A 26,731-nucleotide genomic window follows, 5' to 3' on the forward strand; every position below is an offset into this window, starting at 1 on the left:
CATGACCAGCCCCACCACGACCATCGACATCGGCAAGGTGCTCGACGATGGTCCCTTCACTCGCTTTCAGAAACTCATCGTGCTGCTGACGGCACTGGCCGTCATCTTCGATGGCTGCGATACCCAGCTGATCGGCTTTGCCATGCCCATCCTTATCAAGGAATGGGGACTTACCCGCGCCGCCTTTGCCCCGGTCGTAGCAGCCGGTCTGGTCGGCATGGCCATCGGCGCCGCCACGGCAGGACTGATGGCGGACCGATTCGGGCGTCGCCGGGCAGTCATCGTTAGTGTCGTGGTGTTTTCTGTCGCCACGGCCGCAATCAGTATGGCACCGGACACCACGACCATCATGCTGCTGCGCTTCATCGCGGGCCTAGGCATAGGCGGCGCAGTGCCAACTGCATCGACCCTCACGGCGGAGTTTTCTCCAGCACGTTTTCGCACCCTGGCCATCACCATCACTATCCTCTCCATTCCCTTGGGCGGGATGGTGGCTGGCTTGCTGGCAAGTTTCGTGTTGCCGATGTTTGGATGGCGTGCACTGTTCCTGGTCGGAGGCGTGCTACCGATGGGGCTGGTCGTGGTGATGATCATGGCCTTGCCGGAGTCGCCGCGCTTCCTGTCGCGACGTCCCGCGCGCTGGCCCGAACTGAAAGTCCTGCTGGCGCGCATGTCCCGTCCGCTCTCTGCAGAGGCTGGTGATGTCCAGTTCGTCGACCGTCGCGAACAGAATGCGGAACAGCACGCGGGATTCTCGGCCTTATTCAAAGGTGGCCTTGCACTCGATACCATTGCGATCTGGTGCGCCTTCTTTATGTGCCTGCTGTCGGTATACACCGCATTCAGTTGGCTGCCGACGATGCTGAGTAGCGAAGGCTTTTCGATCACCAGCGCCGGTTTCGGATTGACGCTCTACAACATGGGAGGGGCGCTGGGTGCGCTGCTCTGTGCCCTGATGATCACCCGCTTCGGATCACGTGTGCCGTTGCTGCTCTGCTGCCTGGGTGCGACGCTGAGTGTATTGTTGCTGACAAGGCTGAACCTGAGCAGCAACGTCGCCGCGACCATGAGTGGTCTGTTCGCACACGGTATGTTCGTCAACGCCGTGCAGGTGACCATGGTTGCCTTGTGTGCCCATGTATACCCAACCAGCGTGCGTGCCACAGGCACTGCCTCGGCATTTTCATTCGGCCGCCTGGGCTCCATTTTGAGCGCGTTCGCCGGCGCATCAGTGATCACCAGCGGTGGCGCGTTTTCCTACCTGGTGTTGCTGGCTGGCGCGATGACGTTGGTGTTGTTGGCGCTGGCGGTTGTGCGACGACATATACCCGCAATCACTGGCTGAAAAGTTCAGGCGATGCACTAAGTGCGCGACTACTCGAAGGTGGACAGTGGCGGTTATCGTGCTCCAATAGCGGAAAGACCACCATACTGGTGGTCTTTCCATGGGAGCTGATCCGCCTTTGACTACGCTATCAGCCCACTATCAGGGTGCTCGGCGGATGTTAGGGCTCAGCCGACTTTATTGTGAAAATAGGGCGGTAATTTTCATTCCACCGTCATCTTCACCAACTCGTCTCCCGCTCCGCCGTCGACGAAATCTTATGGATCGCCAGATCGGCGCCTTCGAATTCCTGTTCAGGATCAAGGCGGATGCCGACCGTCTTCTTCAGCAGGCCGTACACGATCCATCCGCCCAGCGCCGCAATGGCGATGCCCATCACGCTGCCCACCAGTTGCGACATGAACGACACGCCACCGCGTCCCCCCAGCGCCTGCAAGCCGAAGATGCCAGCCGCCAGGCCGCCCCACAGGCCGCATAGCCCATGCAGGGGCCAGACACCCAGCACGTCGTCGATCTTCCATTTGTTCTGGGTGCGGGTGAACATCCACACGAAGATGGCGCCGGCCATGCCGCCGGTGACCAGCGCGCCCAGGGGGTGCATCAGGTCGGAGCCGGCACATACCGCGACCAGGCCGGCCAGCGGGCCGTTGTAGGCGAAGCCGGGGTCGTTGCGGCCCATCAGCAGTGCGACCAGGGTGCCACCGGCCATGGCCATGAGGGAGTTCATCGCGACCAGGCCGTTCATCTTGTCCAGGGTCTGCGCGCTCATCACGTTGAAGCCGAACCAGCCCACCGTCAGGATCCATGCGCCCAGTGCCAGGAAGGGGATGTTGGAGGGGGGATGGGCGGCGACCGCGCCTTCCTTGCTGTAGCGGCCGCGGCGCGCACCCAGCAGCAGCACGGCGGGCAAGGCGATCCAGCCGCCGACGGCGTGGACCACGATGGAACCGGCGAAGTCGTGGAATTCGGCGCCGAAGGTGGCCGCCAGCCAGGCCTGTACGCCGAAGTGCTGGTTCCAGGCGATGCCCTCGAAGAAGGGATAGACCAGGCCGACCAGTACGGCTGTTGCCAGCAGCTGCGGGTTGAATTTGGAGCGCTCGGCGATGCCGCCCGAGATGATGGCTGGAATGGCGGCGGCGAAGGTCAGCAGGAAGAAGAACTTCACCAGCTCGAAGCCACTGCGCTCGGCCAGGGTTTCGGCACCGGCAAAGAAGCTCACGCCATAGGCGACGTAGTAGCCGATGAAGAAATAGACAATGGTCGAGACCGCGAAGTCGGCCAGGATCTTCACCAGGGCATTGACCTGGTTCTTCTTGCGCACCGTCCCCAGTTCCAGGAACGCGAAGCCGGCATGCATGGCCAGGATCATGATCGCCCCCAGCAGGATGAAGAGGGCGTCTGCGCCGTTTTTGTGATCGTCCACCAGAAAATCTCCCAAAAATTGTGCAAGGAAAGAGTCGAAAGCCCGGACTGATGCAATTTTCGTTCCATTTTGGTGATTATTTTGCAGTGGCTTGATTCAAAAGGACTTTTCAGGTGCGTCAGGTGCTTGTCAGCTTGTGATGCGCACGAAAATTGTGCGATGTGGGCGGGCGGTACGGTGGTGCGGTTTGTTTTGGTGCGAGAGCAGGGCGGCTCGAATTTTTTTGAAAATCACGTCATTTAGCCGTTTTGGGGGATCCGGTCAGCATTGGTCATCGTGCTTTCATGGAACGGTCATACGCGATTGCTAAATTGCAACTCCCTTCTTTTTTCCTCACCCTCAGGAGTTGCCATGCCAGACCAGAATTCGCCAGCCGAACCCAGCCGTCGCCGCTTCCTGCGCGACAGCGCCGTCACTGCCGCCGCCGCCGGCAGCGTGGCCGTGATCGCCAGCCCCGCCAGCCTGGCTGCCGCGCCGGCCATCGTCACCGCCGAGCGTCTGCGCCCGCAGTTCCCGGGCGGGATCATGAGCGGCGACGTTACCCGCGACAGCGCCATCGTCTGGGCGCGCGCCGACCGCAATGCGCGCATGCTGGTGGAGTATTCCACCAGCGAGAACTTCGCCGATGCGGTGCGCATCGCCGGCCCCACCGCGCTGGCGCGGGACGACTACACCGCCCGCGTGGACCTGCGGGTTTTGCCGGCAGGGCAGCGGGTGTATTACCGCGTGCGTTTCCAGGACCTGGTGCATGAGTCGGCCCTGAGCGAGCCGCTGACCGGCAGCCTGGTGGTGCCGGCCGCGGCGCGCGGGCAGGCACGCGACATCACCTTCGCCTTCTCGGGGGACGAAGCCGGCCAGGGCTGGGGCATCAATGAGCAATGGGGTGGCTACCGGGTGTACGAGAGCATGCGCCGCTTCCGTCCTGACTTCTTCATCCATTCGGGCGACCAGATCTATGCGGACGGTCCGATCCAGGCCGAGGTGAAGCTGGACGATGGCAGCCTGTGGCGCAATGTGGTGACCGAGGCCAAGTCCAAGGTGGCGCAGACGCTGGACGACTATCGCGGCAACTTCGCCTACAACATGCTGGATGCCAGCAAGCGCCGCTTCGCCGCCGAGGTGCCGTTCCTGGTGCAGTGGGACGACCACGAGGTGCGCAACAACTGGTATCCGGGCCAGGTGATCGGCGCCCAGGAAAAGCGCTACGACGAGCGCAACATCGATGTGCTGGCGGCCCGTGCGCGCCAGGCCATGTTCGAACACAATCCCTTCCGCATCGACCAGGCCGATCCTTTCCGCATCTATCGCGCCTTCAATCACGGACCGCTGCTGGAGGTGTTCATGCTGGACGAGCGCAGCTATCGCGGTCGCAATTCGCCCAATCGCCAGCGCGGCGGTCACGATGCCGAGTTTCTCGGGCCGGAGCAGATGCGCTGGATCAAGCAGGCGCTGCTGCGCTCACGCTCGACCTGGAAGCTGATCGCCAGCGACATGCCCTTGTCCATCGTGGTGCCGGACCTCAATGTCGATGTGTCGCCCGGCACCTTCGAGGCCTGGGCCAATGCCGACAATGGCAAGCCGTCGGGGCGTGAACTGGAGGTGGCGGAGCTGCTGCGCTTCATCAAGCAGCACGACATCAAGAACGTGGTGTGGGTGACGGCCGATGTGCACTATGCCTCGGCCACCCACTATGCGCCCGAACGCGCGCAGTTCACCGATTTCAAGCCTTTCTGGGAATTCGTCGGGGGGCCGATCAACGCCGGTACCTTCGGCCCGGGCGAGATCGATCGCACCTTCGGTCCGGATGTGCGTTTCGTGAGCATTCCGGCGGACATGAAGCAGAACCGCTCCCCGGCGGAGCTGCTGCAGTTCTTCGGTATCGGCAAGATCGATGCGAAATCGGAGACGCTCACCGTGACGCTGCACAATACCGACGGCAAGGAAATCTACAAGGTTGAACTGCCGCCCGAGGCCTGATGTTCAATGCCTGATGCGGCCTTGAGCTGAAGGCCGGACCGGTTTCAGCCCGGTCCGGCCAGCTTGCGCGAGATGGTGGCGCAGGCTTGCAGCAGCGGCGCCACATAGGCCTGCTGTGGATCGGGCAGGCGCCGGAACAGCGGGATGCTCACGCTCACGCAGGCCACCGGCAAGCCATCGGCGCCGACGATGGCGGCACCGTAGCAGAAGATCTGGGCTTCGTTCTCTTCACGGTCTTCGGCATAGCCGCGGGCGCGGGTCTGTTCCAGGTCTTGGCGCAGAGCCGACAGATCGGTGTGGGTATGCTCGGTGAAGGGCTCCATCTGCAGCGTGCGCATCAGGTTTTCGCGGCGCGATTCTTCCAGGCCGGCCAGATAGGCCTTGCCCACCGAACTCGAATAGAGCGTCACGCGGGTGCCGATGCGCGAGGCCATGCGCACGGCTTGCGGGCTTTCCAGTTTCTCGATGTAGACCATGCTGACGTCGCTGGGGACGGCCAGGTGGATGGTCTCGCGGGTGATGTCGCGCAGCTGGCGCAGCGGTTCGATGGCGGTGGTGCGGATATCGCTGCGGTCCCAGGCGCGGCTGGCCAGGTTGATCAGGCGCGGTCCCACCTCGAACTGTTTGCTGCGTGGGTTTTCCACCACCATGCCCTCTGCCATCAGGGCGGCCAGGATGCGATAGACGGTGGGGCGCGGATAGCCAGAGAGCGCCGCCAGCTGCGCGATGTTCAGCGGCGCGTCCTGGTCGGCGATCAATTGCAGCACGGCGACGAACTTGGAGAAGGCGGCGGTGCCGGCAATCTTGTTCGGATCGTCGGGATGTTTGTCGTGGTCTGGCATGGGCGCAGGCTTAAGGAGACAGGAGCAGAATCGGGAGCGGGAGCGGGAGCGGGCAGATTATAGCGGAGCCTGGTAGCGTCCCAGCGCAAAAAAGCCCGCGCCGCCTGGAGCAGCGGACGCGGGAAAAGGCATGCATGGCATGGGGGGATCAGGCAATCAGATAGCCGCCGTCGACCGGGATGATGGTGCCGGTCATGAAGGAGGCGGCGGGTGAGCAGAGGAAGGCCACGACATTGCCGATGTCTTCCGGGCGGCCCCAGCGGTTCAAGGGAGTGCGCGCCAGGATAGGGCCGGCGCGGGTCGGGTCGTCCTGCAGGGCCTGGGTGAGCGGGGTGGCGATCCAGCCCGGCGCCACCGCATTGACGCGGATGCCGTCGGCCGCATAGGCAATGGCCAGTGACTTGGTCAGCTGCGCTACGCCGCCCTTGCTGGCGCTATAGCCGGGGACCAGGCCACCACCGAAGAAGCTGAGCATGGAGGCGGTGTTGACGATGCAGCCGCCGGACTGTCGCAGCAATTCACGGGAAGCCGCGCACACGCGCATGGTGCCGGTGAGGTTGACGGCGATCACCTGTTCGAAGACTTCGGTCTCCAGTTCCGCGCCGCGCTTGATGATGCCGGCGCAGTTGACCACGATGTCCAGTTGCTTGAGGCCGGCCAGGGCAGCGCGTACGCTCTCTTCGCTGGCCACGTTCATTTCCACCAGGGTGATGTCGGTGCCGGTGAATTCCTCGTGGGCGAAGGGCGGCAATCCGGCTGCAACGACGCGGGCGCCGAGTGCTGCCAGCTGGCGTGCGACGGCGCCGCCTATGCCCTGGGTGCCGCCGGTGACGAGGGCGGTCTTGCCCTGCAGAAGATCGGGAATGAAGCTCATGGTGTTCCTTGTGGATAGCGAGGGTGGCAGGGGACTGGCTGGATGCCGCTACCCGCGGGCGGCGGCATCGGGTCAGGCGACTGCGTAGAACGGGATCAGGCGTGCGATTCGATGGGTTTGTCGACCACGAACATGTACACCAGCGCTGCTGCAAAGGCCACCGCCGCACTGATCAGCAGGGCGTTGACGAAGGAGTGGGTCTGGTCCACCACCACCCCGGTGATGACCGGCGCCAGCGAGCCACCGAGGTAGCCGCCGAAGTTCTGCATGCTGCCCAGCGAAGCCACCAGACGGCGCGGGATGGCTACCGACACCAGTGCCCAGGCACCGCCCGAGGCCATGTTCACGAAGGCCATGGCCAGCGAGATATAGACGATCGCCAGGGTGGTGCTGGGGGTGTAGGCGGCCGGGATGGTGAATGCGCCGGCGCCGATCAGGCCGGCACAGATCGGCCACTTGCGGCTGCGGATGGCGGGCATGCCGCGCTTCATCAGGCCATCGGCGATATAGCCGGAGGACAGCATGCCGAGGGTGCCGAAGATGTAGGGGATGACCACCACCCAGCCGGTACGTGCGATGGACAGGTGACGCTCATGCTCCAGATAGGCCGGCAGCCAGGTCAGGTACAGCCAGACCATGTAGATCACGCCCATGAAGCCAAACAGCATGCCCCAGGTGGTGCGGTACTTGAAGAGGCTCTTCCACTCGTTCCAGGTCAGCTTGGCGTTGGCATTGGGATCGGTGTCGTGGTCGTCGGCCAGGTACAGCACCTCGGACGGGGTCAGTTCGATTTCGTTGCGATTGCGGTAGAACAGATACCAGCCCACCGACACCGCGATGCCCAGTACGCCCATGATGACGAACATCATGCGCCAGCCGAAGGACAGCATCAGGATGGTGAGGATGGGCGGCGCCAGGGCGGGGCCGATGGTGGAGGAGGCCACGAAGATGCCGGTCGGTCCACCGCGTTCGCGCATGGCGAACCACTCCGAGACCACCTTGGCCCCGGCCGGGAATTGCGGTGCCTCGCCCAGGCCCAGGAACACGCGGGCCACCAGGAATTGCTGCAGGGTGTTGACGAAGCCGCCGGCCAGTTGCGCCAGCGACCAGACGAACATGCCGGCGCCCAGCATCACGCGCGCGCCGAACTTGTCCAGCATGGCGCCGATGGGCAATTGCGAGAAGGCGTAGGCCAGCGAGAAGGCCGACAGCAGCAGGCCCATCTGCGAGGCGCTCAGGTTCAGTTCCTGGCTCACCGAATGATTGGCGATGGACAGGGTGCTGCGGTCAAGATAGTTGACGATGCCTGCCAGCATCAGGAAGGTCAGTGCGACGACCTGTATGCGTTTGAGTCGGGGGCTCTTTTCCTTTTGGACTTCCATGGGTTACGTCTCCAGAGTGAATGAGTTGATGCCATTGGCGTGCTTCCTGCCGGCGCCGTCTGCTGCGGCGCTCTGTGTCGGTGACATGGCGAAAGCGTCATGCGAGGACGCGGTCTTGAGGACGTTGTGGATGCCGTCCCTGCTACTGCTCCGGCACGGCCGGGGTGATGTCTGCATCGCCCCTGGCCGTGATCCTCGCTTGCCCGGATGATTCTGCGGTTCTGCCTTCCTGCTCTGCTCAGTAGGTGGCGCGGCCACCGGAGAGGTCGAATACGGCACCTGTATTGAAGCTGCACGAGCCCGAGCACAGCCAGGCGCACAGTTCGGCCACTTCTTCCACGCTGCCGAGGCGGTGCATGGGGCTCTTGGCGATCATGGTCTGGACGTGGGCCGGCGACATCTGTTCCAGCAGCGCCGTCTTGACCGCCGCCGGGGCGATGGCATTGACCAGGATGCCGGTCTCGGCCAGTTCCTTGCCGAGCGACTTGGTCAGCGCCAGCACGCCGGCCTTGGCGGCGCTGTAGGCTGACGCATTGGGCGTGCCTTCCTTGCCGGCCAGCGAGGCGATGTTGACGATGCGCCCGCGTCCGGCCGCACGCATGGCCGGGACCACGCTGCGGCAGGCGTGGAAGACCCCCAGCAGGTTGACTTGCACGATGCGATGCCATTCGGCCACGTCGTATTCGTCCAGCGGCACGGTGGGGCCGGCATAACCGGCATTGTTGATCAGGAAGTCGATGCGGCCGGTCTCCACCAGCAACTGATGGACCGCATCCTCGACCGAGCCTGCATCGGTGATGTCCACCTGTTGCTGTCGGTAGGGGGAGCTGGCAGCCTGGTGCAGGTCCCACACCACCACGCGTGCGCCGGCCTCGGCCAGGCGCGCCGCGATGGCCGCGCCGATACCGCCATGGCCGCCGGTGACCACGGCCACGCAGTCAGGGAAATCGTAGTTCGCAGTGTCGTAATGCATGCGCTCCGCCCTCAGCGCACGAAGCGGTCGACGTAGTCGCTGCCCAGCCCGACTGCTTCGTAATGCTTGCGGCACATATCGAGCTTGGTGAAGACATCTTCATAGCCTTCGAACTTGCCCCAGGGGTCGCAGTAGAACATCACGCCGGTGATGTGGAAGTAGGTGATCATTTCTTCCACGTCTTCCGGTACGTAGAGGGTATGGGTCTCGCCGGGCGGTTCGAAGACATAGCTACCTTGTTCGGCGATCCAGTCATGCTCCAGGTAGCGCCATTTCCCCTTGAGCACCATGCCGTGGACGGGCGCGGGATGGCGGTGGCGTGAGAGCACGCCGGACTTGCGCACGCGCAGCAGATTGGTCCAGTAGCCCTGCGAGACATTGAGGCAGAGCGGGCGGAACCAGACGTTGTCGGCCTGCGGTACCCAGACGCGCTCGTCCTCGGGGACAGCGGGGTTGACCACGATTTCCAGCGGGGCTTCCTTGGGGTTGGGGAATTGATAGGGCTGCATCTTCGCGTCAGCGGGCATGAGTGTGCTCATGAGGTCTCCAGGCGGGATATTTGTCTTTTATTGTCCATGATATGAACAATGCGTCTGCAATATGGTCACTTTGAATGATCAGAAAGTGAAAGTCAACAGCGTAGTGGCCCGATCCCGTTTCCACAAAAGCGAGTCGCCATCCTTGATATCGATCAAGCGTCAGGCAGGCAAAGGCAGGCCGAGGCACGCAACACGAGCGCAAGGGGCTGGCCTGGAATGATGAAATTTATGCGCCGATGACGTTCAAGCCATCGGGCGGGAGCGCTGCTGCAGGGGATGGGAAGGTGAGGCCGGGTGCCAGCGGGTGCGTGGCGCTGTCAGTGGTCCCAATGGACCTGGGCGAATGCCTCGGCGAGGAAGTCCAGCATCGCCCTGACCTTGGCTGGCAGGTGGGCGCGGCTGGGATAGACGGCGTAGATGCCCAGCGAAGGCGTGCCGTAGTCGGCGAGGATGGGGACCAGCTGGCCGCTGCGCAGATACTGGTCGATCATGAAAGTGGGCTGGCGCGTGATGCCCACGCCGCCCAGCGCCGCCTGCACGCAGCTGTCACCGTTGTTGGCGTGCATGCGCGAATTCACGCGCACGCTGACCGGTCCTTCCGGGCCACTGAACTGCCATTCATCCTTGCCCTGGTTGTAGCTGTAGCTGATGACCTGGTGCCGCGCCAGGTCGTGCGGATGGGGGGGCGTGCCGTGTTTTTCCAGATAGGCGGGCGAGGCGCATACCGGCAGGCTGGTGCTGGTGAGCTTGCGGTGGATCAGGGTGGAATCGGCCAGCCGGGCGATGCGGATGGCCAGGTCGTAGCCTTCATCGATGATGTCGACGATGCGGTCCGACAAGGTGATGTCCAGCTCCACCTCCGGGTAACGCTCCAGGAACATCGGCCAGAGTGGCGCCAGGTGCAGCACGCCGAAGGTGACCGGGGCGTTGATGCGCAGCAGGCCGGCCGGTCGGGCGGCGCCGGCCGAGAGCAGGTCGTCGGCGGCTTCCAGGTCGGCCACGATCTGCTTGCAGCGTTCGAGGTAGAGACCGCCGGCCTCGGTGAGCGAGAGCCGGCGCGTGGTCCGTTGCATGAGGCGGGAGCCCAGGCGGGCTTCCAGTTCCAGTACGGTGCGCGAGACGGCCGCCTTGGAGATGCCCAGCGCATCGGCGGCCTTGACGAAACTGCCCAGCTCGGCCACGGCAATGAAGCATTCGATTTCACGCAGTTTGTTCAACCCGTCTATCCCCCAGATGGCGCCGCGCCGGCGCCGTCAGGGAGACGGGGGCTCAGGCGGCAGCCGGTAGTTGTGCCAGCAGGCTGGAGGCCGTGCCGAAGGCGAAGGCGTCCATGCGCAGGCTATGATACGTCGAACCGCTGTCCAGGTGAACCAGCCGGGTCCAGTCATCGGCCGCGCCCATGGCGAAGAACAGGCTCAGCAGGTGTTCGTCGCTGGGATGGGTGCGCACCGCGTGCGGGGCCGTGGTCCGGTAACCGAAGAGCGCCTCGAGGTCACCGGCCTGCATGCGCTCCAGGAACCATTGCAGGAATTCCAGCGTATGCGGCGCGTCGCCCGCATCGGCATCATTGCGACGCAGTTCGCGCAGATTGTGCGTGAAGCTGCCCGAGCCGACCAGCAGGATGCCTTCGCGGGCCAGCGGTGCCAGCAACTGCCCGACCTGGAAGTGATAGGCCGGCGGTTGCTGCGATTGCAGCGACAGCTGGATCACCGGCACATCAGCCTGTGGATAAAGATAACGCAGCGGTACCCAGGCACCGTGGTCCAGCCCCCAGCCGTCATCCGTATTGGCCGGCAGGCCGCCATCGCGCAGCCGCTGGGCCACATGTTCGGCCAGTGCGGGCGCGCCTGGTGCGGGGTAGTCCAGTGCATAGAGCGCCTGCGGGAAACCGCCGAAATCGTGGATCACGCGCGGCCTGGCCTGGTTGCCCACGCGCGGGGTGAAGGTCTCCCAGTGTGGCGACATCATCACGATGCCACGCGGGCGCGGCAGGGCGGCGCCGATGCCGGCCAGCAGCGGACCGGTACGGCCGGGTTCCACGGCCAGCATGGGCGAGCCGTGCGAGACGAACAGCGAGGGCAGGTGGAGGGTATCGGACATGATGGTTTCCTTGAGTCGCCTGTGGAAAACTTGATTTCCCGCATGCAAGAACTGAACTAAGAGATATCGACGATCAAACTGAATCTAGATGAATTTTGCCGGGCGCGTGGCCCGGCTGGATGATTTCGGCAAACAGGGCGATCAACTGCGCTCTTCACGCTTGAGGGCAAAGGCGCCGTCGCCCAGCAGGAACACGGCGACCAGGCCGACGATCCACAGCGCCAGGTATTCCCAGCCACCCTTGGGGTTGGTGAAGAAGAATCCTGCCTTGCCGTGGACCAGCACGATGGCGCCCAGCAGGTCGGCCGCCAGGGGCAGTGCCAGCCAACGACCGTAGTAGCCCAGCACCAGCGCAATGCCGCCCACCACTTCCAGCGCCATCACGGGATAGGCGAACCAGCCGGGTACACCCAGCGAGGCAAAGAAGCCCACGGTGCCAGCCGGGGTGAAGACGAAGATTTTCAGTCCGGCGTGGACCAGGAAGAAGATGCCCATGGTGACGCGCAGCAGGAAGGCGGCGTAGTCGGCGCGGGTATTGACGGTGACGGTGCTCATGATGATCCCGGGAAGTGTGGAGTGGATGAAGGCAGGCCAGCTATCCTGCGCGCTCTCTGGCGGGCGTGATGGAGATGGGCCATGTCCACACTGTAGGGAAGAATGCGGGCCGGATAAACCGCCTGCGGCGGGATGGATTGTCTTGGTGCGGTTGACAATCCGGTCCCGCCTGTCCTGCTTCAGTCCTCGCTGTCGCGGGAATGCGGCTTGGCCTCTTCGCGGCGGTTGTAGCCGGCCACCATGTCGAAGCGGAACAGGCGGCATTCCAGGGCGCCGTTGAAGAACGGGGTCTTGCGCGATTCCTTCAGGCGCATCAGCTTGGGCAGGCCGAGGTCGGCCGAGAACAGGAACACGCTCCAGCCGGCAAAGCGCTGCTTCAGGGTGCTGGAGAAGGCGCTGAAGAATTGCGTGAACAGTTCTTCGGTCGGCAGGGCGCGATCACCACGCACGCCGATCCGTTCGCCGTAGGGCGGGTTGGAGAGGATGATGCCGACCAGCGGCTGGCCATCGGCATCCAGCGGTGGCTTGATCTCCTGCGCCTCGATCTGCTTGAGCGGTACCTCGAAATGCACGCCGGCACGCAGCAGGTTCTTGCGGGTCAGTTCCACCATGTCACCGGAAATGTCGCTGCCGAAGAGCGTCGGCGTGGTCGGTATCGGGTTGGGTTTGAAGTCACCCTTGATGGCGAACCAGGCATCGGCGTCGAAGTTGCTGAACTTCTCGAAGGCAAAGCGGCGACGCGCGCCGGGCGGCACGCCGGCAATCATCTGGGCGGCTTCGGCCAGGATGGTGCCGGAGCCGCACATGGGATCGAACAGCGGCACGCCCGGCTTCCAGCCGGAGGTGCGCAAGAGACCTGCCGCCAGGTTCTCGCGCAGCGGGGCGTCACCGGTCTCTTCGCGCCAGCCGCGCTTGAACAGCGCTTCGCCGGAGGTATCCAGGTAGACCGTGAAGTTGTGGGCATCGACGAAGCCGGCGATGCGCATGTCGGGCGTGCGGGTATTGACCGAGGGACGCAGCTTGAACTGGTCGAGGAAGCGGTCGCAGATGGCATCCTTGATCTTGAGCGTGCTGAATTCCAGGCTGCGCAGCGGCGACTTCACGGCGGTGAGGTCCACGCGGATGGTGTGCGAGACCTTGAACCAGTCTTCCCAGGCCTGGGCCAGGGTGAGGTCGTAGATGTCGTTTTCGTTCTTGTAGGAACCGTGACCCATGCGCAGCAGCACGCGGCTGGCGATGCGCGAATGCAGGTTCATCTGGTAGGCCGCCAGCAGCGTGCCGGAGCAATGCACGCCACCCGGGACCTGGTTGTGCACCTTGAGATTGGCGGCGGGGCCGGCATGGGCGGCGATCTCGTTGAGTTCTTCTGCCAGTGCCACTTCCAGGCCACGCGGGCAGGGGCAGAAGTAAGAGTATTGGGTGTCTTGGGGTTGCATGGGAGTACCTTTTATCCGTTGAAAAACAGGGCTTCAAAAATCAGAACGCCGGGCTGCGCTTCTGTTCATTGCGCAGCCCGGCGTCATTGTACGCTGGCCGCTCAGCCTTTCGCGAAGGCGCGCTCGACGAAATCGAGGCGGTCCTGGCCCCAGTAGCCTTCGCCTTCGTAGACGAACCAGGGGGCGCCGAACACGCTGGCGGCATTGGCTTCATCGGTGAAACGGTCGAACTCGGCCTGCACGCTGGCGGTCTCGGCCGATTTCAGCAGGGCCGCACCATCGTGCTCCTGGGCGTTGGCAATGGCGACCAGGGTATCGGTGTCGGCGATGTTCTTCTGCTCCTCCCAGACGGCGCGCATGATGGCCCCGGTCAGGCGCAGCGACGCGGCGGTGCCGTGCGCGAGCTGGGTGGCAATGATCAGGCGGGCGGCGGTATCGCTGTTGACCGGGAAATAGGTCGGTTGCAGGATCATCGGCTTACCCAGGAATTCGCTCCAGCGCGCCAGTTCCTTGAGGCGATAGGCCTGGCGCTGCGGGGCGCGCTTGGCCAGCGGCAGACCACCGGAGACGCCGAAGATCTTCGACAGGTCGAAGGGTTTGGGAAGGATCTGCACCTGGTATTTCTCGGCGAGGGCGACGAAACGTTCGTGCCCCAGATAGGCGAACGGAGAATGCGGGGCGAAAAAGTATTCACAGACTTTGCTCATGACCGGCTCCGGAAGGGATGATGGTGTGTGGTGAGAGGTACGTGGCTTGGGGATATCAGAACGGCTTGACGACGACCAGGATCACGATGGCCAGCATCAGCAGCACCGGAACTTCATTGAACCAGCGGAACCAGACGTGGCTGCGGGTATTCTTGCCGTGCTCGAACTTCTTGAGCAGGGCGCCGCAGGCGTGGTGGTAGCCGATCACCAGCACCACCAGGAACAGCTTGGCATGCAGCCAGCCGTTGCCCGGGCCCTTCCAGAATTGCCAGGTGATGGCCAGCAGCCATGCGCCCAGCACCAGCGCCACCAGCGCGGTCATGCCGGTGAAGCGGTACAGCCGGCGCGCCATGCCCAGCAGGCGTTCGCGGGAGACCAGGTCGGTCTCCTGCGCCAGGTTCACGAAGATGCGCGGCAGATAGAACAGGCCGGCGAACCAGGAGGCGATGAAGACGATGTGCAGGGCTTTGATCCAGAGCATGACGGTCCTTGGCGTTGGCGTTCGGGTTGACGTGATCGGTTACTGGCGTACCTGGCCCTGGCCCAGCACCACATACTTCAGCGAGGTCAGGCCTTCCAGGCCCACCGGGCCGCGCGCGTGCAGCTTGTCGTTGGAGATGCCGATCTCGGCACCCAGGCCGTATTCGAAACCATCGGCAAAGCGGGTCGAGGCGTTGACCATGACCGAGGCCGAATCCACTTCGCGCAGGAAGCGCATGGCGCGGGTGTAGTCCTCGGTGATGATGCTGTCGGTGTGCTGGGAGGAATGGCGGTTGATGTGATCGATGGCCTCATCCATGTCGGCCACCACCTTCACGGCCAGGATCGGGGCCAGGTATTCGGTGTCCCAGTCTTCAGCCGTGGCCGGCTTCAGGAAGGGGTAGTCGGCCAGGATATCGGCCGCCTCAGGGTCGCAGCGCAGTTCCACTTCCTTGACACGATACAGTTCGGCCAGCGGGGGCAGCACGGCTGCGGCGATGTTGCGCGACACCAGCAGGGTCTCCATGGTGTTGCAGGTGCCGTAGCGATGGCATTTGGCGTTGAAGGCCACGTCCAGCGCCTTGCGGGTGTCGGCCTTGTCGTCGATGTAGACGTGGCAGATGCCGTCGAGGTGCTTGATCATGGGGACCTTGGCTTCCTTGATCAGGCGTTCGATCAGGCCCTTGCCGCCACGCGGCACGATGACGTCCACGTATTCCTGCAGGGTGATGAGCACACCGACGGCGGCGCGGTCGGTGGTCTCGACCACCTGCACCGCATCTTCGGGCAGGCCGGCACCGGCCAGGCCTTCTTTCACCAGCCTGGCCAGCGCCTGGTTGCAATGGATGGCTTCGGAACCACCGCGCAGGATGGTGGCATTGCCGCTCTTGATGCACAGTCCGGCGGCGTCCACGGTGACGTTGGGACGGGCCTCGTAGATGATGCCGATCACGCCCAGGGGCACACGCATCTGGCCGACCTGGATGCCGGTGGGGCGGTATTTCATGTTGCTGATCTCGCCGATCGGGTCGGGCAGCGAGGCGATCTGCTCCAGGCCTTCGGCCATGGTGGCGATGGCCTTGTCGGACAGCGTCAGGCGGTCCAGCATGGCCTCGGCCAGACCATTGGCGCGGGCCGCATCCAGGTCCAGCGCATTGGCGGCGCGCAGCGCGTCCGCATCGCGACGGATGGCGGCGGCGATCAGCAGCAGCGCCTGGTTCTTGGCGGCGGTATCGGCACGCGCCATGGCACGCGAGGCGGCACGGGCCTGCTGGCCGATGCGGTTCATGTAGAGTTCGATGTTTTCCATTCTGGTTCCTCCGCAGCGCGATGGGCGCGGCCGTGTTGGTATGTCTGTGTTGCGCGATCTAGATGGGCCTGCCGGCGGCTCAGCGCCCGCGGGCCAGTTTCAGTCCCAGTTGCAGCAGGGCGTCCCACGGGTCGCCGGCAAAGGTGCGGGCGCGCAGGCCCTTGACCATGCGGTCCACCAGGGCGGCTTCCTGCAGGGCCTGTTCCAGCGCGGCCAGGCTGATGCGGCGCAGGGCCGGTTCCATCAGTCGTTCGCGCGGACCCCAGATGCGGTATTCCTTGAGCAGCGCGCCTACCGGCTTGCCCTGGGCCATGCCGGACTTGAGCTTGAGGAGCGTACGGATTTCCTCGGTCACGGCCCACAGGACCAGCGGCAGGGCCTCGCCTTCACCCTTGAGGCCGTCCATCATGCGGGTGAGACGGGCGATGTCGCCGGAGAGCATGGCTTCGTTGAGTTTGAAGACATCGTAGCGTGCCACATTGAGCACGGCGTCCTGCACCTGTTCGAAACCGAGCTTGCCGGGCGGATAGAGCAGGGCCAGCTTCTGGATTTCCTGGTGCGCGGCCAGCAGGTTGCCTTCCACGCGGTCGGCGATGAAGTCCAGGCAGGGACGGTCAGCGCTCTGCTGCTGGGCAGCCAGGCGGTTGCCGATCCAGCCCGGCAACTGGGCGCGTTCCACCAGCGGGATGTCGATGTACACCGCCGCCTGCTGCAGGGCGCCGACCCAGGCCGCCTTCTGCGTGGCCCAGTCCAGCTTGGGCAGGCTGATGATGGTGAGGTTGTCGGGCGAGAGATTGGCGGCGTAATCCTGCAGGGCCTGGCCGCCATCCTTGCCGGGCTTGCCGGTGGGGATGCGCAGTTCGATCAGCTTCTTGTCGCCGAACAGCGATTGCGACTGGTTGGCCGCCAGCAGTTCGCCCCACTTGAAGCTGCGTTCCACCACCAGCACTTCGCGCTCGGTATAGCCATTGGCGCGGGCGCTGCGGCGGATCTTGTCGGCCGCTTCCAGTGCCAGCAGGTGCTCGTCGCTGGCGATCACATAGAGTGGCGCCAGCGATTTGCCGAGATGGGCGTCCAGGGAGTCGTGGCGCAATTGCATGATTGTGCGTGGCCGGATCAGGAATCCGACTGCGCCTTCTCGGTGCTGATGGCCGACTTCGAGGCCGCCAGGCGACGCAGGATCTGCTGCACCAGGTCGGACTGCATGTCGCGGTAGAGCAGTGCTTCCTCGGCCTGCTTGGCCAGTTCCTGGTTCTCGTCATAGGTGATGACGCGACGCAGGGTGATGGCCGTGGGCGGAATCACCACCACACCCTTGGGGTCGGTGACGGAGAAGGTGAAGCGCTGGAACAGCGCATATTCACGCACGCGGCCGTTGGTGTTCAAGGTCAGCACCTGGCGGTCGCGGGAGTCGGCCAACACCTTCAGGTTGGCTTCGGCATCCTTGGCGTCGGCAACCACCTTGGCGCCACTGGCCTCGATGTTGCGCTTGAGTTCCACGCCGACGGCGGAGTTGGGCGCAAAGCCGAGGTAGATGGTCTTGAAGGGCAGATCGGCCGCGCCGCGCATGTGGAAGCCGCAGGCCGTGAGCATCACGGCAGCGAGGGCCATCAGCAGCCATTGCGAGAAACGCTTGATTTGGACTTGAGCGTGCATGGAGTTCCGTCAGTTGGGTTGGGCCGGATCAGGCGACGATGTTGACCAGCTTGCCGGGCACCACGATCACCTTCTTGGGGGCGCCGGTGAGGAATTTCTTCACATCCTCGTTGGCCAGGGCAGCGGCTTCGATGGCGGCCTTGTCGGCATCCTTGGGAACCGTCACCTCGCCACGCAGCTTGCCATTGACCTGCACCACCAGCTTGAGCTCGCTCTGTTCCAGGGCGGCAGCATCCACCTGCGGCCAGTCGGCGTCGAGGATGTCGCCCTGGGCGGCGGCGTAGCCCAGTTGCTGCCACAGCACGTGGGTGATGTGCGGCGCCACCGGATTGAGCACGCGCAGGAAGATCGAGAAGCACTCCGCCAGGACCGCGTCGCCGGCCGCGCCGGCGGCCGGCTTGGCGGCTTCCAGCGTGTTGAGCATCTTCATGCAGGCCGAGACCACGGTGTTGTACTGGATGCGCTTGAAGTCGTTGTCGGCCTGTTGCAGCACCTTGTGGACTTCACGGCGCAGGGTCTTCAGGCCATCGTCGAGTTGGGTCGCGTCGATGGCAGCGATGGCGCCGGCTGCGGTGATGCGCGCGGCATTGTTGTAGCCGAAGGCCCACACGCGGCGCAGGAAGCGGTTGGCGCCTTCCACGCCGGCACCCGACCATTCCAGCGTCTGTTCCGGGGGCGAGGCGAACATGGTGAACAGACGGGCCGTATCGGCGCCGTACTGGTCGATCTGGGCTTGCGGGTCGATGCCGTTGTTCTTGGACTTGGACATCTTCTCGGTGCCGCCGATTTCCACAGGCTGGCCGTCGGTCTTGAGGATCGCCGAGACCGGGCGGCCCTTGTCGTCGAAGGTCAGTTCCACATCGGCCGGGTTGATCCAGATCTTCTTGCCCGAGGCTTCTTCGCGATAGTAGGTCTCGTTGAGGACCATGCCCTGCGTCAACAGGTTGGTGAAGGGCTCGTCGAACTTGACCAGGCCGAAGTCGCGCATGACTTTGGTCCAGAAGCGCGCGTACAGCAGGTGCAGCACGGCGTGCTCGATGCCGCCGATGTACTGATCCATGGGCATCCAGTAATCATTGCGGGAATCGACCATGGCGTCGTTGCTGCCCGGCGAGGTATAGCGCATGTAGTACCAGGACGAGTCCACGAAGGTGTCCATGGTGTCGGTTTCGCGACGGGCCGGCTTGCCGCACTTGGGGCAGTCGACCTTGAGGAATTGCTCATGCTTGTTCAGGGGATTGCCGCTGCCGTCCGGTACGCAGTCTTCCGGCAGCACCACCGGCAGGTCCTTTTCAGGCACCGGCACGTCGCCGCAATCCGGGCAGTGGATGATGGGGATGGGCGTACCCCAGTAGCGCTGGCGCGAGATGCCCCAGTCGCGCAGGCGGAAGGTGACCTTCTTTTCGCCCAGGCCCTGTGCAGCCAGGTCGGCTGCCACCGCATCGACGGCCGCCTGGTAGCCCAGGCCATCGTACTTGCCGGAGGCGATGGTCTTGCCGGCTTCCTTGTCGCCGTACCATTCTTCCCAGGCGTCGGTGGAGTAGGTCTTGCCTTCCACGCCGATGACCTGCCTGATCGGCAGGTCGTACTTGCGGGCGAAGGCGAAGTCGCGCTCGTCGTGCGCCGGCACGCCCATCACGGCGCCATCGCCGTAGGTGATGAGCACGTAGTTGCCGACCCAGACCTCGACCTTGTCGCCGGTCAGCGGGTGGGTGACGTACAGGCCGGTGGGCATGCCCTTCTTTTCCATCGTCGCCATGTCGGCTTCGATGACGCTGCCTTGCTTGCATTCGGCGATGAAGGTCTGCAGGGCCGGGTTGTTCTCGGCGGCCAGGGTGGCCAGCGGATGTTCCGGGGCCACTGCGCAGAAGGTCACGCCCATGATGGTGTCGGCGCGGGTGGTGAAGACGAACAGCTTGCCGTCGTTGATCAGCTGGCCGCTGGCGTCCTTGATCTCATGCGGGAAGGCGAAGCGCACGCCGGTGGACTTGCCGATCCAGTTGGCCTGCATCAGGCGCACGCGCTCGGGCCAGCCGGGCAGCTTGGTCTCGACGTGTTCCAGCAGCTCGTCGGCGTAGTCGGTGATGCGGGCGTAGTACATCGGGATTTCACGCTTTTCGATCACCGCACCCGAGCGCCAGCCGCGGCCGTCGATGACCTGCTCGTTGGCCAGCACGGTCTGGTCGATCGGGTCCCAGTTCACGGTGCCGGTCTTCTTGTAGATGATGCCCTTCTCCAGCATCTTCAGGAACATCCACTGGTTCCACTTGTAATACTCGGGACGGCAGGCGGTCATCTCGCGCGACCAGTCGATGGCCAGGCCCATGGACTGCATCTGCGACTTCATGTAGTCGATATTGGAATAGGTCCACTGCGCCGGTGGCACGCCATTGGCCATGGCGGCGTTCTCGGCGGGCATGCCGAAGGCGTCCCATCCCATTGGCATCAGGACGTTGTAGCCGTTCATGCGCAGGTAGCGATACATCACATCGTTGATGGTGTAGTTGCGCACGTGGCCCATGTGCAGCTTGCCGGAGGGGTAGGGCAGCATCGAGCAGGCGTAGAACTTCTTCTTGTCGCGGCCTTGCTTGTCACGGGCGTTTTCGACGGTCTTGTAGGCGTCGATGGCGTTCCAGTGCTGCTGCGCGGATTGTTCGACTTCGGCTGGGCTGTATTTATCTTGCATGACGGGCTGATACGGATGGGATTCGGTTGGGAAGGGAATGCGATTCGAAACCCTGCATTATACCGGCTCGCCACCCCGTCGACGCAGTCTGCGCCCCTCAGGCCAGGGGCAGGCCTGGATGGGGGTTTTCCGACGGGAAACAAAAAAAGCCCGCCCCCCTGGAAAAAGCCGGAGGCGGGCAAAGATCCCTGTGCCAGAGCAGGGCGGCAACAGGGACCGCAGCTACGTGCATCCGGCCGGTCAGGGGGGACGGATCGGCTGGATTCGCGCGGCTGTAGGCGGTGTTGTTGATCGAGCAGACGTATGAAACCATCTTCACGTCGGGCGATGTCGATTCTCGAATTTGTTCTCATCAAATATCGAAAAATTGCGAAAAAGCTATTTTTTTACGATAGAGCCGATGAATTTGGCGCCCCTGGTTGGGGCCGCCCCCCGGGCGTCCCGGCGTCCCGGCGCCCCGGCCGCCTGCGGCATACCGCATGCTGGTCGCGCATGGTCATGAGGTCGTAACAATCGGACGGCATCATGAAATCGTTTTCATTCGCCCCCTGGTGCCGCCGTGCGTCCTTCCATCAAACAAGTTGCCCATCTGGCCGGTGTGTCCATCGCCACGGTGTCCCGCCTGCTCAACAAGCCTGGTTCGGTGAGCGCGGAAACGGCCGAGAAGATCCATCGCAGCATCGCCGAACTGGGTTTTCGGCCCAATTTCACCGGTCGCAATCTGCGGGCCGGCAATTCGCGCACCGTGGGGGTGGTGGTGCCGACGCTGTCCAATACCGTCTTCGCCCAGTGCCTGCAGGGCATAGAACTGGCGGCGCGCGCGCTGGATTACTCGGTGATGTTTACCACCACCGAATACTTGCCGGAGGAAGAATCGGCGGCCGTCGAGCTGTTGCTGGGGCACCGGGTGGACGGGGTGATCCTGACGGTGGCCGATGCCGGCTCCAATGCCACGCTGGACCTGCTGGAACGTGAACGCATCCCTTTCGTCCTCACCTATAACCAGCTGGCCACATCCGGCCCGACCACCCATCGCGCCTCGGTCTCGGTGGATAACCGGGCTGCCGCCTGTGATGCGGTGGCCCACCTGATCGGGCTGGGCCATCGGCGTATCCAGATGCTGTCGGGGCGCTTCAATGCGTCCGACCGTGCCATGCAGCGCTATTACGGCTATCTCGATGCGATGCAGGCGGCCGGCCTGGCGCCGCTGCCGGCCATCGAAGTGGAGCGCCATACCCTCACCGCCGCCACCGACTACCAGCAGATGATGGCCGACCCGCTGCAGCGCCCCACCGCATTGTTCTGCTCCAACGACCTGCTGGCGCTGAGCGCCATGCGCGACCTGCGCGCACTGGGTCTGCAGGTGCCGGGCGATATCTCGGTGATGGGCTTCGACGGCATCCCGGTCGGCGCCCTGATGGCTCCGGTGCTGGCCAGCGTGGTGCAGCCTTCCGAGCGCATCGGTGATGTCGCCCTGCGCACGCTGGTGGAAGCCATCGAGCGTGCCGTGCCGGCGGCGGCCGACGGCCCGTCATCGCAGTCCCCGCAGTCTGCCCAGCCGGCGCTGCGTCACATCCTGCCGCATGTACTGCGCGAGGGCGGGTCGGTGGCGCCGCCGCCGGCTGCGCATTCGCTGTCCTGAATTTTGTCGTGCTTTCGTTGTTCAACCTCTAGGAAAGGATCTGACATGTTCCTGAAACGTGTTATTCAAACCGCTGCCGGCGCACTGCTGCTGTCGGCTTCCGTTGCTGCTTCTGCCCAGACCGCGATCTGCTACAACTGTCCGCCGGAGTGGGCCGACTGGGCTGCCCAGATCAAGGCGATCAAGGACAAGACCGGCATCACCGTGCCGCCCGACAACAAGAACAGTGGCCAGGCCCTGGCCCAGCTGACGGCCGAAAAGGCCAGCCCGGTGGCCGACTTCACCTACCTGGGTGTGTCCTTCGGCATCGAAGCCAGGAACAAGGATTTGGTAGCCGCCTACAAGCCGGCCAATTGGAACGACATTCCCAATGGCCTGAAGGACCCGGACGGTTACTGGTTCACCATCCACTCCGGCACCATGGGCATCATGGTCAACGTCGACGCGCTCAAGGGCAAGCCGGTCCCCAAGTCCTGGGCTGACCTGCAGAAGCCGGAATACAAGGGCCTGATCGGCTACCTGGATCCGGCCTCGGCCTTCGTCGGCTACGTCGGCGCGGTGGCGATCAACCAGGCCCTGGGTGGCACGCTGGACGACTTTTCGCCCGCCATCGGCTACTTCAAGAACCTGCAGAAGAACCAGCCCATCGTGCCCAAGCAGACCTCCTATGCGCGCCTGATCTCGGGTGAGATTCCCATCCTGCTGGGCTATGACTTCGACGCCTATCGCGCCAAGTACAAGGACCACGCCAACGTCGCCTTCGTGATCCCCACCGAAGGCACCGTGACCGTGCCCTACGTGGTGTCGCTGGTGAAGAATGCGCCGCACCAGGCCGAGGCCAAGAAGGTGCTGGACTTCCTGTTGTCGGACCAGGGGCAGGCCATCTGGGCCAACGCCTATCTGCGTCCGCTGCGTGCTGCGGCCATGTCCAAGGAAGCCGAATCGCGCTTCCTGCCGGCCTCGGAATACGCCCGCGCCAAGTCGGTCGATTACGGCAAGATGGCCGAAGCGCAGCGCAAGTTCGGCGAGCGTTACCTGGCTGAAGTGCGATAAATGCGGGACGCAGGAGCAAGCATGAAAAACGCCATCCCCGCTACGCCAGGTGCGCCGGGCGTGCTCAAGCCCGAGCGCAAACCGGGCGCCGGTGTGCGCAGCGCCGGCAGCGGCGTGTGGCTGTGGTTTGCCGCACCGGGCCTGACCCTGTTCTGCGCCTTCTGGCTGTTGCCGATGGCGCGCCTGATCGGGGTCGGCGCATCCGGCCCGGACGGTGCCATGGCCTATCTGTCGGTGCTGACCAATCGCCATTATTTCGCCAGCCTCTTGTCCACGCTGGCGCTGTCGGCGGTGGTGACCCTGGCCACGCTGGCGATCTCGGTGATGGTGGGCTTGTTCCTGCAACGCAACCGCTTTGCCGGCCAGTCGGTATTGCTGGCCATGCTGACCTTCCCGCTGGCGTTTCCCGGCGTGGTGGTCGGCTTCATGGTGATCATGCTGGCCGGGCGCCAAGGCCTGATCGGCAGCTTCACCAACTGGCTGTTCGGGGAATCGCTGGTGTTTGCGTACTCGCTGGCGGGGCTGTTCCTGGGCTACCTGTACTTCTCCATTCCGCGGGTGATCCTGACGGTGGTGGCGGCGGCCGAGAAACTCGACCCCTCGCTGGAAGAGGCGGCCCGTTCGCTGGGCGCGAGACCCTGGCAGGTGTTGCTGCATGTGGTGCTGCCGGCGTTGCTGCCGGCCCTGATCTCGTCGGGGGCGATCTGCTTTGCCACCAGCGTCGGCGCCTTCGGTACGGCCTTTACCCTGGCCGCCAATATCGATGTGCTGCCCATGACCATCTACAACGAATTTACCGGTTACGCCAACTTCGCCACAGCGGCCTCGCTGTCCATCGTGCTGGGCCTGATCACCTGGGCCATGCTGGCCCTGGCGCGCTCGCTCACCGGCAGCGGCGTGGCGGCTGCGGCGTAAGGCGCGCAAGGAACGATGATGCAGAACCGATTGCGTTTTTACGTACAACTGGCCTTTACGCTGCTGGTGTGCGCTTTCTTGGTGGTGCCGGTGGTGCTGTCGATGCTGGCCGGCGTCACCGAGAATTTCTTCGTGGGCCTGTCCAGCGGACTCACGCTGCGCTGGGTGGCCCAGGTGTGGGAGATGTACCAGCCCACCATCTGGCGCTCGCTGTTCATTGCGTTGGCCTGCCTGGCGGTGACGCTGGTGGCGGGGGTACCGCTGGCCTATATGCTGGCGCGCTATCGCGGTGGGCATAGCCGCCTGGCACGGGTGATCGAGGAGCTGCTGATGATGCCGGTGGCGGTGCCGGGCCTGGCCACTGCGCTGGCGCTGATCATGGCCTATGGGCAGTATCGCCAGTTCCGCGCCAGCATCCTCTTCATCCTGGTGGGGCATGTGCTCTTCACGCTGCCCTTCATGGTGCGCCCGGTGCTGGCGGTGATGCAGTCCTCGCAACTGGCGCAGCTGGAAGAAGCCGCTGCCAGCCTGGGCGCGGGGCGCCTGCGTCGCTTCTTCGGCATCGTGATCCCCAATGCGGCCTCCGGCATCCTGGCCGGCGCGCTGATGGTGGTGACCCTGTCGATCGGCGAATTCAATATCACCTGGATGTTGCACACGCCGCTGACCCAGACCCTGCCGGTGGGCCTGGCCGATGCCTATGCATCGATGCGGCTGGAGGTGGGATCGGCCTATACGCTGATCTTCTTTTTCATGATCATTCCGCTCCTGATCGGCATGCAGTGGGCGACCCAGGCAACACGCAAGAAAGTCAGTCTATGAAGTCCAAGAAAGAAGCCGTTTCCATTCGCCTACATCAGTGTGCCAAGTCCTTCGCCAACGGTACGCGGGCACTGCAGCCGCTGGATCTGGAAATCCATCCCGGTGAAACCCTGGTGTTGCTGGGCCCGTCGGGCTGCGGCAAGACCACCACGCTGCGCATGATTGCCGGTCTGGAATTTCCCGACGAGGGCGGTCGTGTGCTCTTCGGCGAGGATGACGTGACCGCGCTGCCAATCGAAAAGCGCGGCGTGGGGATGGTATTCCAGAACTATGCGCTGTTCCCCAACATGAGCGTGGGCGAGAACATCGCCTACGGCATGAAGATCCGCAAGATTCCGGCCGGCGAGCGCGCCGAGCGCGTGGAAAAGCTGCTGGAGATGGTGCATCTGCAGGGGCTGTCGCATCGTCGCGTGGACCAGCTTTCCGGTGGCCAGAAGCAGCGTGTGGCGCTGGCCCGGGCGCTGGCAATGGAGCCCCGCGTGCTGCTGCTGGATGAACCGCTGACAGCGCTCGACGCCAAGTTGCGCGAAGCGGTGCGCAGTGACCTGAACAAGCTCTTGCGCAGCCTCGGCATCACCGCCATCTATGTCACCCACGACCAGGGTGAGGCGATGGCGCTGGGTGACCGCATCGTGGTGATGGAGCGCGGCAAGATATCGCAGATCGGCACGCCCCGGGAGATCTACTATCATCCTGCCAATGACTTCGTGGCCGATTTCATCGGTGCGATGAATCGCGTGCAAGGTATCGTTTCCGGAGATAGGTTGTTGCTGCCCAATGGCAGCCTGCCGCTGCCCGATGCCGGCAATCCGATGAATGCGACGCAGCAGGGCCAGCCGGTGTGGGCCATGTTCCGTCCCGAGGATGTGCAGGTGGTCGATATCACCGAAGCCGATGCGCAATGCCTGCGCGGCAAGCTGATCAATACCTTTTTCCTGGGTGACCGCACCCGCTTTGAAATCGAGATCGGGGCGGAGCGCCCGGTCATCGCCGAGACCAGCCGCCGTGGCTGGTGGGAAGCCGGCCAGCAGATCGCGCTGCGGGTGCCGGCCGAGGCCCTGGTGAAGATGGTGCCCGCCGCCGAGAAGGAGAATGCATGATACTGGGACAGATTTCCGACCTGCACATCAAGACCGATGGCAAGAAGTCGTACCGGGTGGTAGATACCGCCGAGAGCCTGCGCCGTTGCGTGGCGCAGGTCAACGGCCTGAAGCAGCGTCCGGATGTGCTGGTCATCACCGGCGACCTGGTGGACTTCGGCAAGCCGTCCGAATATGCCTGCCTGCGCGAGCTGCTGGCGCCGCTGACGATGCCCTACTACCTGCTGCCGGGCAACCACGACGAGCGCAACGCGCTGCGGGCGGCCTTTCCCGGGCACGCCTACCTGCAGCAGGGCGGTGAACGCATCGAGTATGTGGTCGAGGATTATCCGGTGCGCATCGTGGCACTCGATACGGTGATCCCGCGTGCCAGCGGTGGCGAGTTGTCGGTGCAGAGCATGCAGTGGCTCGATGAGGTGCTGGCGCAGCAGCCGGAGCGGCCCACCGTGATCGCCATGCACCACCCGCCGTTTACGACCGGCATCGGACACATGGATGACATGGGGCTGGTCAATCCGCAGGTGCTGGAAGCGGTGGTGAAGAAGCACCCGCAGGTGGAGCGCATCCTGTGCGGTCACCTGCATCGCTCCATCCAGCGGCGTTTCGCGGGCACGCTGGCCACCACCTGTCCGGGGGTGTCACATCAGGTGCAACTGGACCTGGATCCGCAGGCGCCATCCTGTTTCGTGATGGAGCCGCCGGGCTACCAGTTGCATTGGTGGGATGCGCAGGCGCGCAGCCTGGTGAGCCATACGGCATTCATCGGTGAGTTCGATGGGCCGTATCCGTTCTATGACGGCGATGAACTGATCGATTGAAGTCGATTGAATGTGATTGAAGGGGCCGGATGGATTGATCTGCAATAGAGATCAATTCATCCGGCCGCAGCGATACGAAAGATAAGTCAACCGCGCC

Annotated in this window: 24 protein-coding genes; 8 read left to right on the top strand and 16 right to left on the bottom strand. The window is 63.9% G+C overall.

Translation table 11 applies throughout. The features are described from left to right. Position 1 precedes the first annotated feature (1 nt). Positions 2 to 1,345 (top strand): MFS transporter, encoded by a 1,344-nt coding sequence (locus tag HBH1_RS03790; protein ID WP_102661649.1) that lies wholly within the window; start codon positions 2 to 4, stop codon positions 1,343 to 1,345. A 220-nt stretch (positions 1,346 to 1,565) separates the two neighbouring features. Here HBH1_RS03790 and HBH1_RS03795 read toward each other — a convergent pair whose 3' ends face one another. Further along, positions 1,566 to 2,768, bottom strand: a complete 1,203-nt coding sequence (locus HBH1_RS03795) for an ammonium transporter (protein ID WP_102661812.1) — start codon at positions 2,766 to 2,768, stop codon at positions 1,566 to 1,568. Between the two features lie 351 nt (positions 2,769 to 3,119). On the opposite strand from HBH1_RS03795, the gene HBH1_RS03800 reads away from it, so the two are divergent. After that, positions 3,120 to 4,745, top strand: coding sequence for an alkaline phosphatase D family protein (locus tag HBH1_RS03800; RefSeq protein WP_102661650.1), 1,626 nt, complete (start codon positions 3,120 to 3,122; stop codon positions 4,743 to 4,745). Between the two features lie 44 nt (positions 4,746 to 4,789). Here the strand turns inward: HBH1_RS03800 and HBH1_RS03805 are convergent, their stop codons facing one another. From HBH1_RS03805 to leuS, 15 genes are all read right to left on the bottom strand, one after another. Further along, positions 4,790 to 5,587 carry an IclR family transcriptional regulator gene (locus tag HBH1_RS03805; RefSeq protein WP_077237456.1) on the bottom strand — a complete coding sequence of 266 codons (798 nt, stop codon included), beginning with the start codon at positions 5,585 to 5,587 and terminating at the stop codon, positions 4,790 to 4,792. Positions 5,588 to 5,735: 148 nt separating this feature from the next. Continuing rightward, complete coding sequence (locus tag HBH1_RS03810) at positions 5,736 to 6,461, bottom strand: SDR family NAD(P)-dependent oxidoreductase (protein WP_102661651.1); 726 nt, start codon at positions 6,459 to 6,461, stop codon at positions 5,736 to 5,738. Positions 6,462 to 6,556: 95 nt separating this feature from the next. Next, positions 6,557 to 7,843 (bottom strand): MFS transporter, encoded by a 1,287-nt coding sequence (locus HBH1_RS03815; protein WP_102661652.1) that lies wholly within the window; start codon positions 7,841 to 7,843, stop codon positions 6,557 to 6,559. A 238-nt stretch (positions 7,844 to 8,081) separates the two neighbouring features. Continuing rightward, entirely contained in the window at positions 8,082 to 8,816 is a 735-nt protein-coding gene (locus HBH1_RS03820; RefSeq protein ID WP_102661653.1) for an SDR family NAD(P)-dependent oxidoreductase, read from the bottom strand. 11 nt (positions 8,817 to 8,827) lie between these two features. Further along, the gene (locus tag HBH1_RS03825) at positions 8,828 to 9,355 is read right to left on the bottom strand and encodes a 2,4'-dihydroxyacetophenone dioxygenase family protein (RefSeq protein ID WP_102661654.1); all 528 of its coding nucleotides are present in this window, start codon (positions 9,353 to 9,355) and stop codon (positions 8,828 to 8,830) included. A gap of 317 nt (positions 9,356 to 9,672) precedes the next feature. Next, the gene (locus HBH1_RS03830; RefSeq protein ID WP_102661655.1) at positions 9,673 to 10,572 is read right to left on the bottom strand and encodes a LysR family transcriptional regulator; all 900 of its coding nucleotides are present in this window, start codon (positions 10,570 to 10,572) and stop codon (positions 9,673 to 9,675) included. Positions 10,573 to 10,624: 52 nt separating this feature from the next. Continuing rightward, positions 10,625 to 11,455 carry a dioxygenase family protein gene (locus HBH1_RS03835; RefSeq protein ID WP_102661656.1) on the bottom strand — a complete coding sequence of 277 codons (831 nt, stop codon included), beginning with the start codon at positions 11,453 to 11,455 and terminating at the stop codon, positions 10,625 to 10,627. Positions 11,456 to 11,596: 141 nt separating this feature from the next. After that, positions 11,597 to 12,010: a DoxX family protein gene (locus tag HBH1_RS03840; protein ID WP_102661657.1), complete on the bottom strand. Its 414-nt coding sequence runs from the start codon at positions 12,008 to 12,010 to the stop codon at positions 11,597 to 11,599. A gap of 179 nt (positions 12,011 to 12,189) precedes the next feature. Further along, positions 12,190 to 13,446: a THUMP domain-containing class I SAM-dependent RNA methyltransferase gene (locus HBH1_RS03845; RefSeq protein WP_102661658.1), complete on the bottom strand. Its 1,257-nt coding sequence runs from the start codon at positions 13,444 to 13,446 to the stop codon at positions 12,190 to 12,192. A 101-nt stretch (positions 13,447 to 13,547) separates the two neighbouring features. After that, the gene (locus tag HBH1_RS03850) at positions 13,548 to 14,153 is read right to left on the bottom strand and encodes a 2-hydroxychromene-2-carboxylate isomerase (protein WP_102661659.1); all 606 of its coding nucleotides are present in this window, start codon (positions 14,151 to 14,153) and stop codon (positions 13,548 to 13,550) included. A 55-nt stretch (positions 14,154 to 14,208) separates the two neighbouring features. Beyond that, positions 14,209 to 14,634 carry a CopD family protein gene (locus HBH1_RS03855; protein ID WP_102661660.1) on the bottom strand — a complete coding sequence of 142 codons (426 nt, stop codon included), beginning with the start codon at positions 14,632 to 14,634 and terminating at the stop codon, positions 14,209 to 14,211. 39 nt (positions 14,635 to 14,673) lie between these two features. Further along, the gene (locus HBH1_RS03860; protein WP_006461814.1) at positions 14,674 to 15,942 is read right to left on the bottom strand and encodes a glutamate-5-semialdehyde dehydrogenase; all 1,269 of its coding nucleotides are present in this window, start codon (positions 15,940 to 15,942) and stop codon (positions 14,674 to 14,676) included. A gap of 79 nt (positions 15,943 to 16,021) precedes the next feature. Next, on the bottom strand, positions 16,022 to 17,041 hold the full coding sequence (holA, locus tag HBH1_RS03865; RefSeq protein ID WP_077237446.1) for a DNA polymerase III subunit delta: 1,020 nt from the start codon (positions 17,039 to 17,041) through the stop codon (positions 16,022 to 16,024). A 17-nt stretch (positions 17,042 to 17,058) separates the two neighbouring features. Continuing rightward, entirely contained in the window at positions 17,059 to 17,598 is a 540-nt protein-coding gene (gene lptE / locus HBH1_RS03870) for an LPS-assembly lipoprotein LptE (protein WP_077237445.1), read from the bottom strand. Between the two features lie 28 nt (positions 17,599 to 17,626). Then, positions 17,627 to 20,284 carry a leucine--tRNA ligase gene (gene leuS, locus HBH1_RS03875; protein WP_102661661.1) on the bottom strand — a complete coding sequence of 886 codons (2,658 nt, stop codon included), beginning with the start codon at positions 20,282 to 20,284 and terminating at the stop codon, positions 17,627 to 17,629. Between the two features lie 559 nt (positions 20,285 to 20,843). Here leuS and HBH1_RS03880 point away from each other — a divergent pair. The 6 genes from HBH1_RS03880 to HBH1_RS03905 are packed head-to-tail and all read left to right on the top strand — an operon-like array spanning position 20,844 to position 26,634. Continuing rightward, on the top strand, positions 20,844 to 21,926 hold the full coding sequence (locus HBH1_RS03880) for a LacI family DNA-binding transcriptional regulator (RefSeq protein WP_102661662.1): 1,083 nt from the start codon (positions 20,844 to 20,846) through the stop codon (positions 21,924 to 21,926). A gap of 45 nt (positions 21,927 to 21,971) precedes the next feature. Beyond that, positions 21,972 to 22,979: an ABC transporter substrate-binding protein gene (locus HBH1_RS03885; RefSeq protein ID WP_102661663.1), complete on the top strand. Its 1,008-nt coding sequence runs from the start codon at positions 21,972 to 21,974 to the stop codon at positions 22,977 to 22,979. Between the two features lie 21 nt (positions 22,980 to 23,000). Next, a complete protein-coding gene (locus HBH1_RS03890) occupies positions 23,001 to 23,894 on the top strand; it encodes an ABC transporter permease (protein ID WP_233207506.1) in 894 nt (297 codons plus the stop codon). An 18-nt stretch (positions 23,895 to 23,912) separates the two neighbouring features. Further along, positions 23,913 to 24,716 carry an ABC transporter permease gene (locus HBH1_RS03895; protein ID WP_077237442.1) on the top strand — a complete coding sequence of 268 codons (804 nt, stop codon included), beginning with the start codon at positions 23,913 to 23,915 and terminating at the stop codon, positions 24,714 to 24,716. Then, positions 24,713 to 25,816, top strand: coding sequence for an ABC transporter ATP-binding protein (locus HBH1_RS03900; RefSeq protein ID WP_102661664.1), 1,104 nt, complete (start codon positions 24,713 to 24,715; stop codon positions 25,814 to 25,816). The genes HBH1_RS03895 and HBH1_RS03900 overlap by 4 nt, the downstream gene beginning before the upstream one ends. Further along, on the top strand, positions 25,813 to 26,634 hold the full coding sequence (locus HBH1_RS03905) for a phosphodiesterase (RefSeq protein WP_102661665.1): 822 nt from the start codon (positions 25,813 to 25,815) through the stop codon (positions 26,632 to 26,634). Before HBH1_RS03900 ends, HBH1_RS03905 begins: the two co-directional genes overlap by 4 nt. Positions 26,635 to 26,731 lie beyond the last annotated feature (97 nt).

Source organism: Herbaspirillum sp. BH-1 (genome assembly GCF_002870055.1).
Lineage (GTDB): Bacteria > Pseudomonadota > Gammaproteobacteria > Burkholderiales > Burkholderiaceae_D > Herbaspirillum > Herbaspirillum frisingense.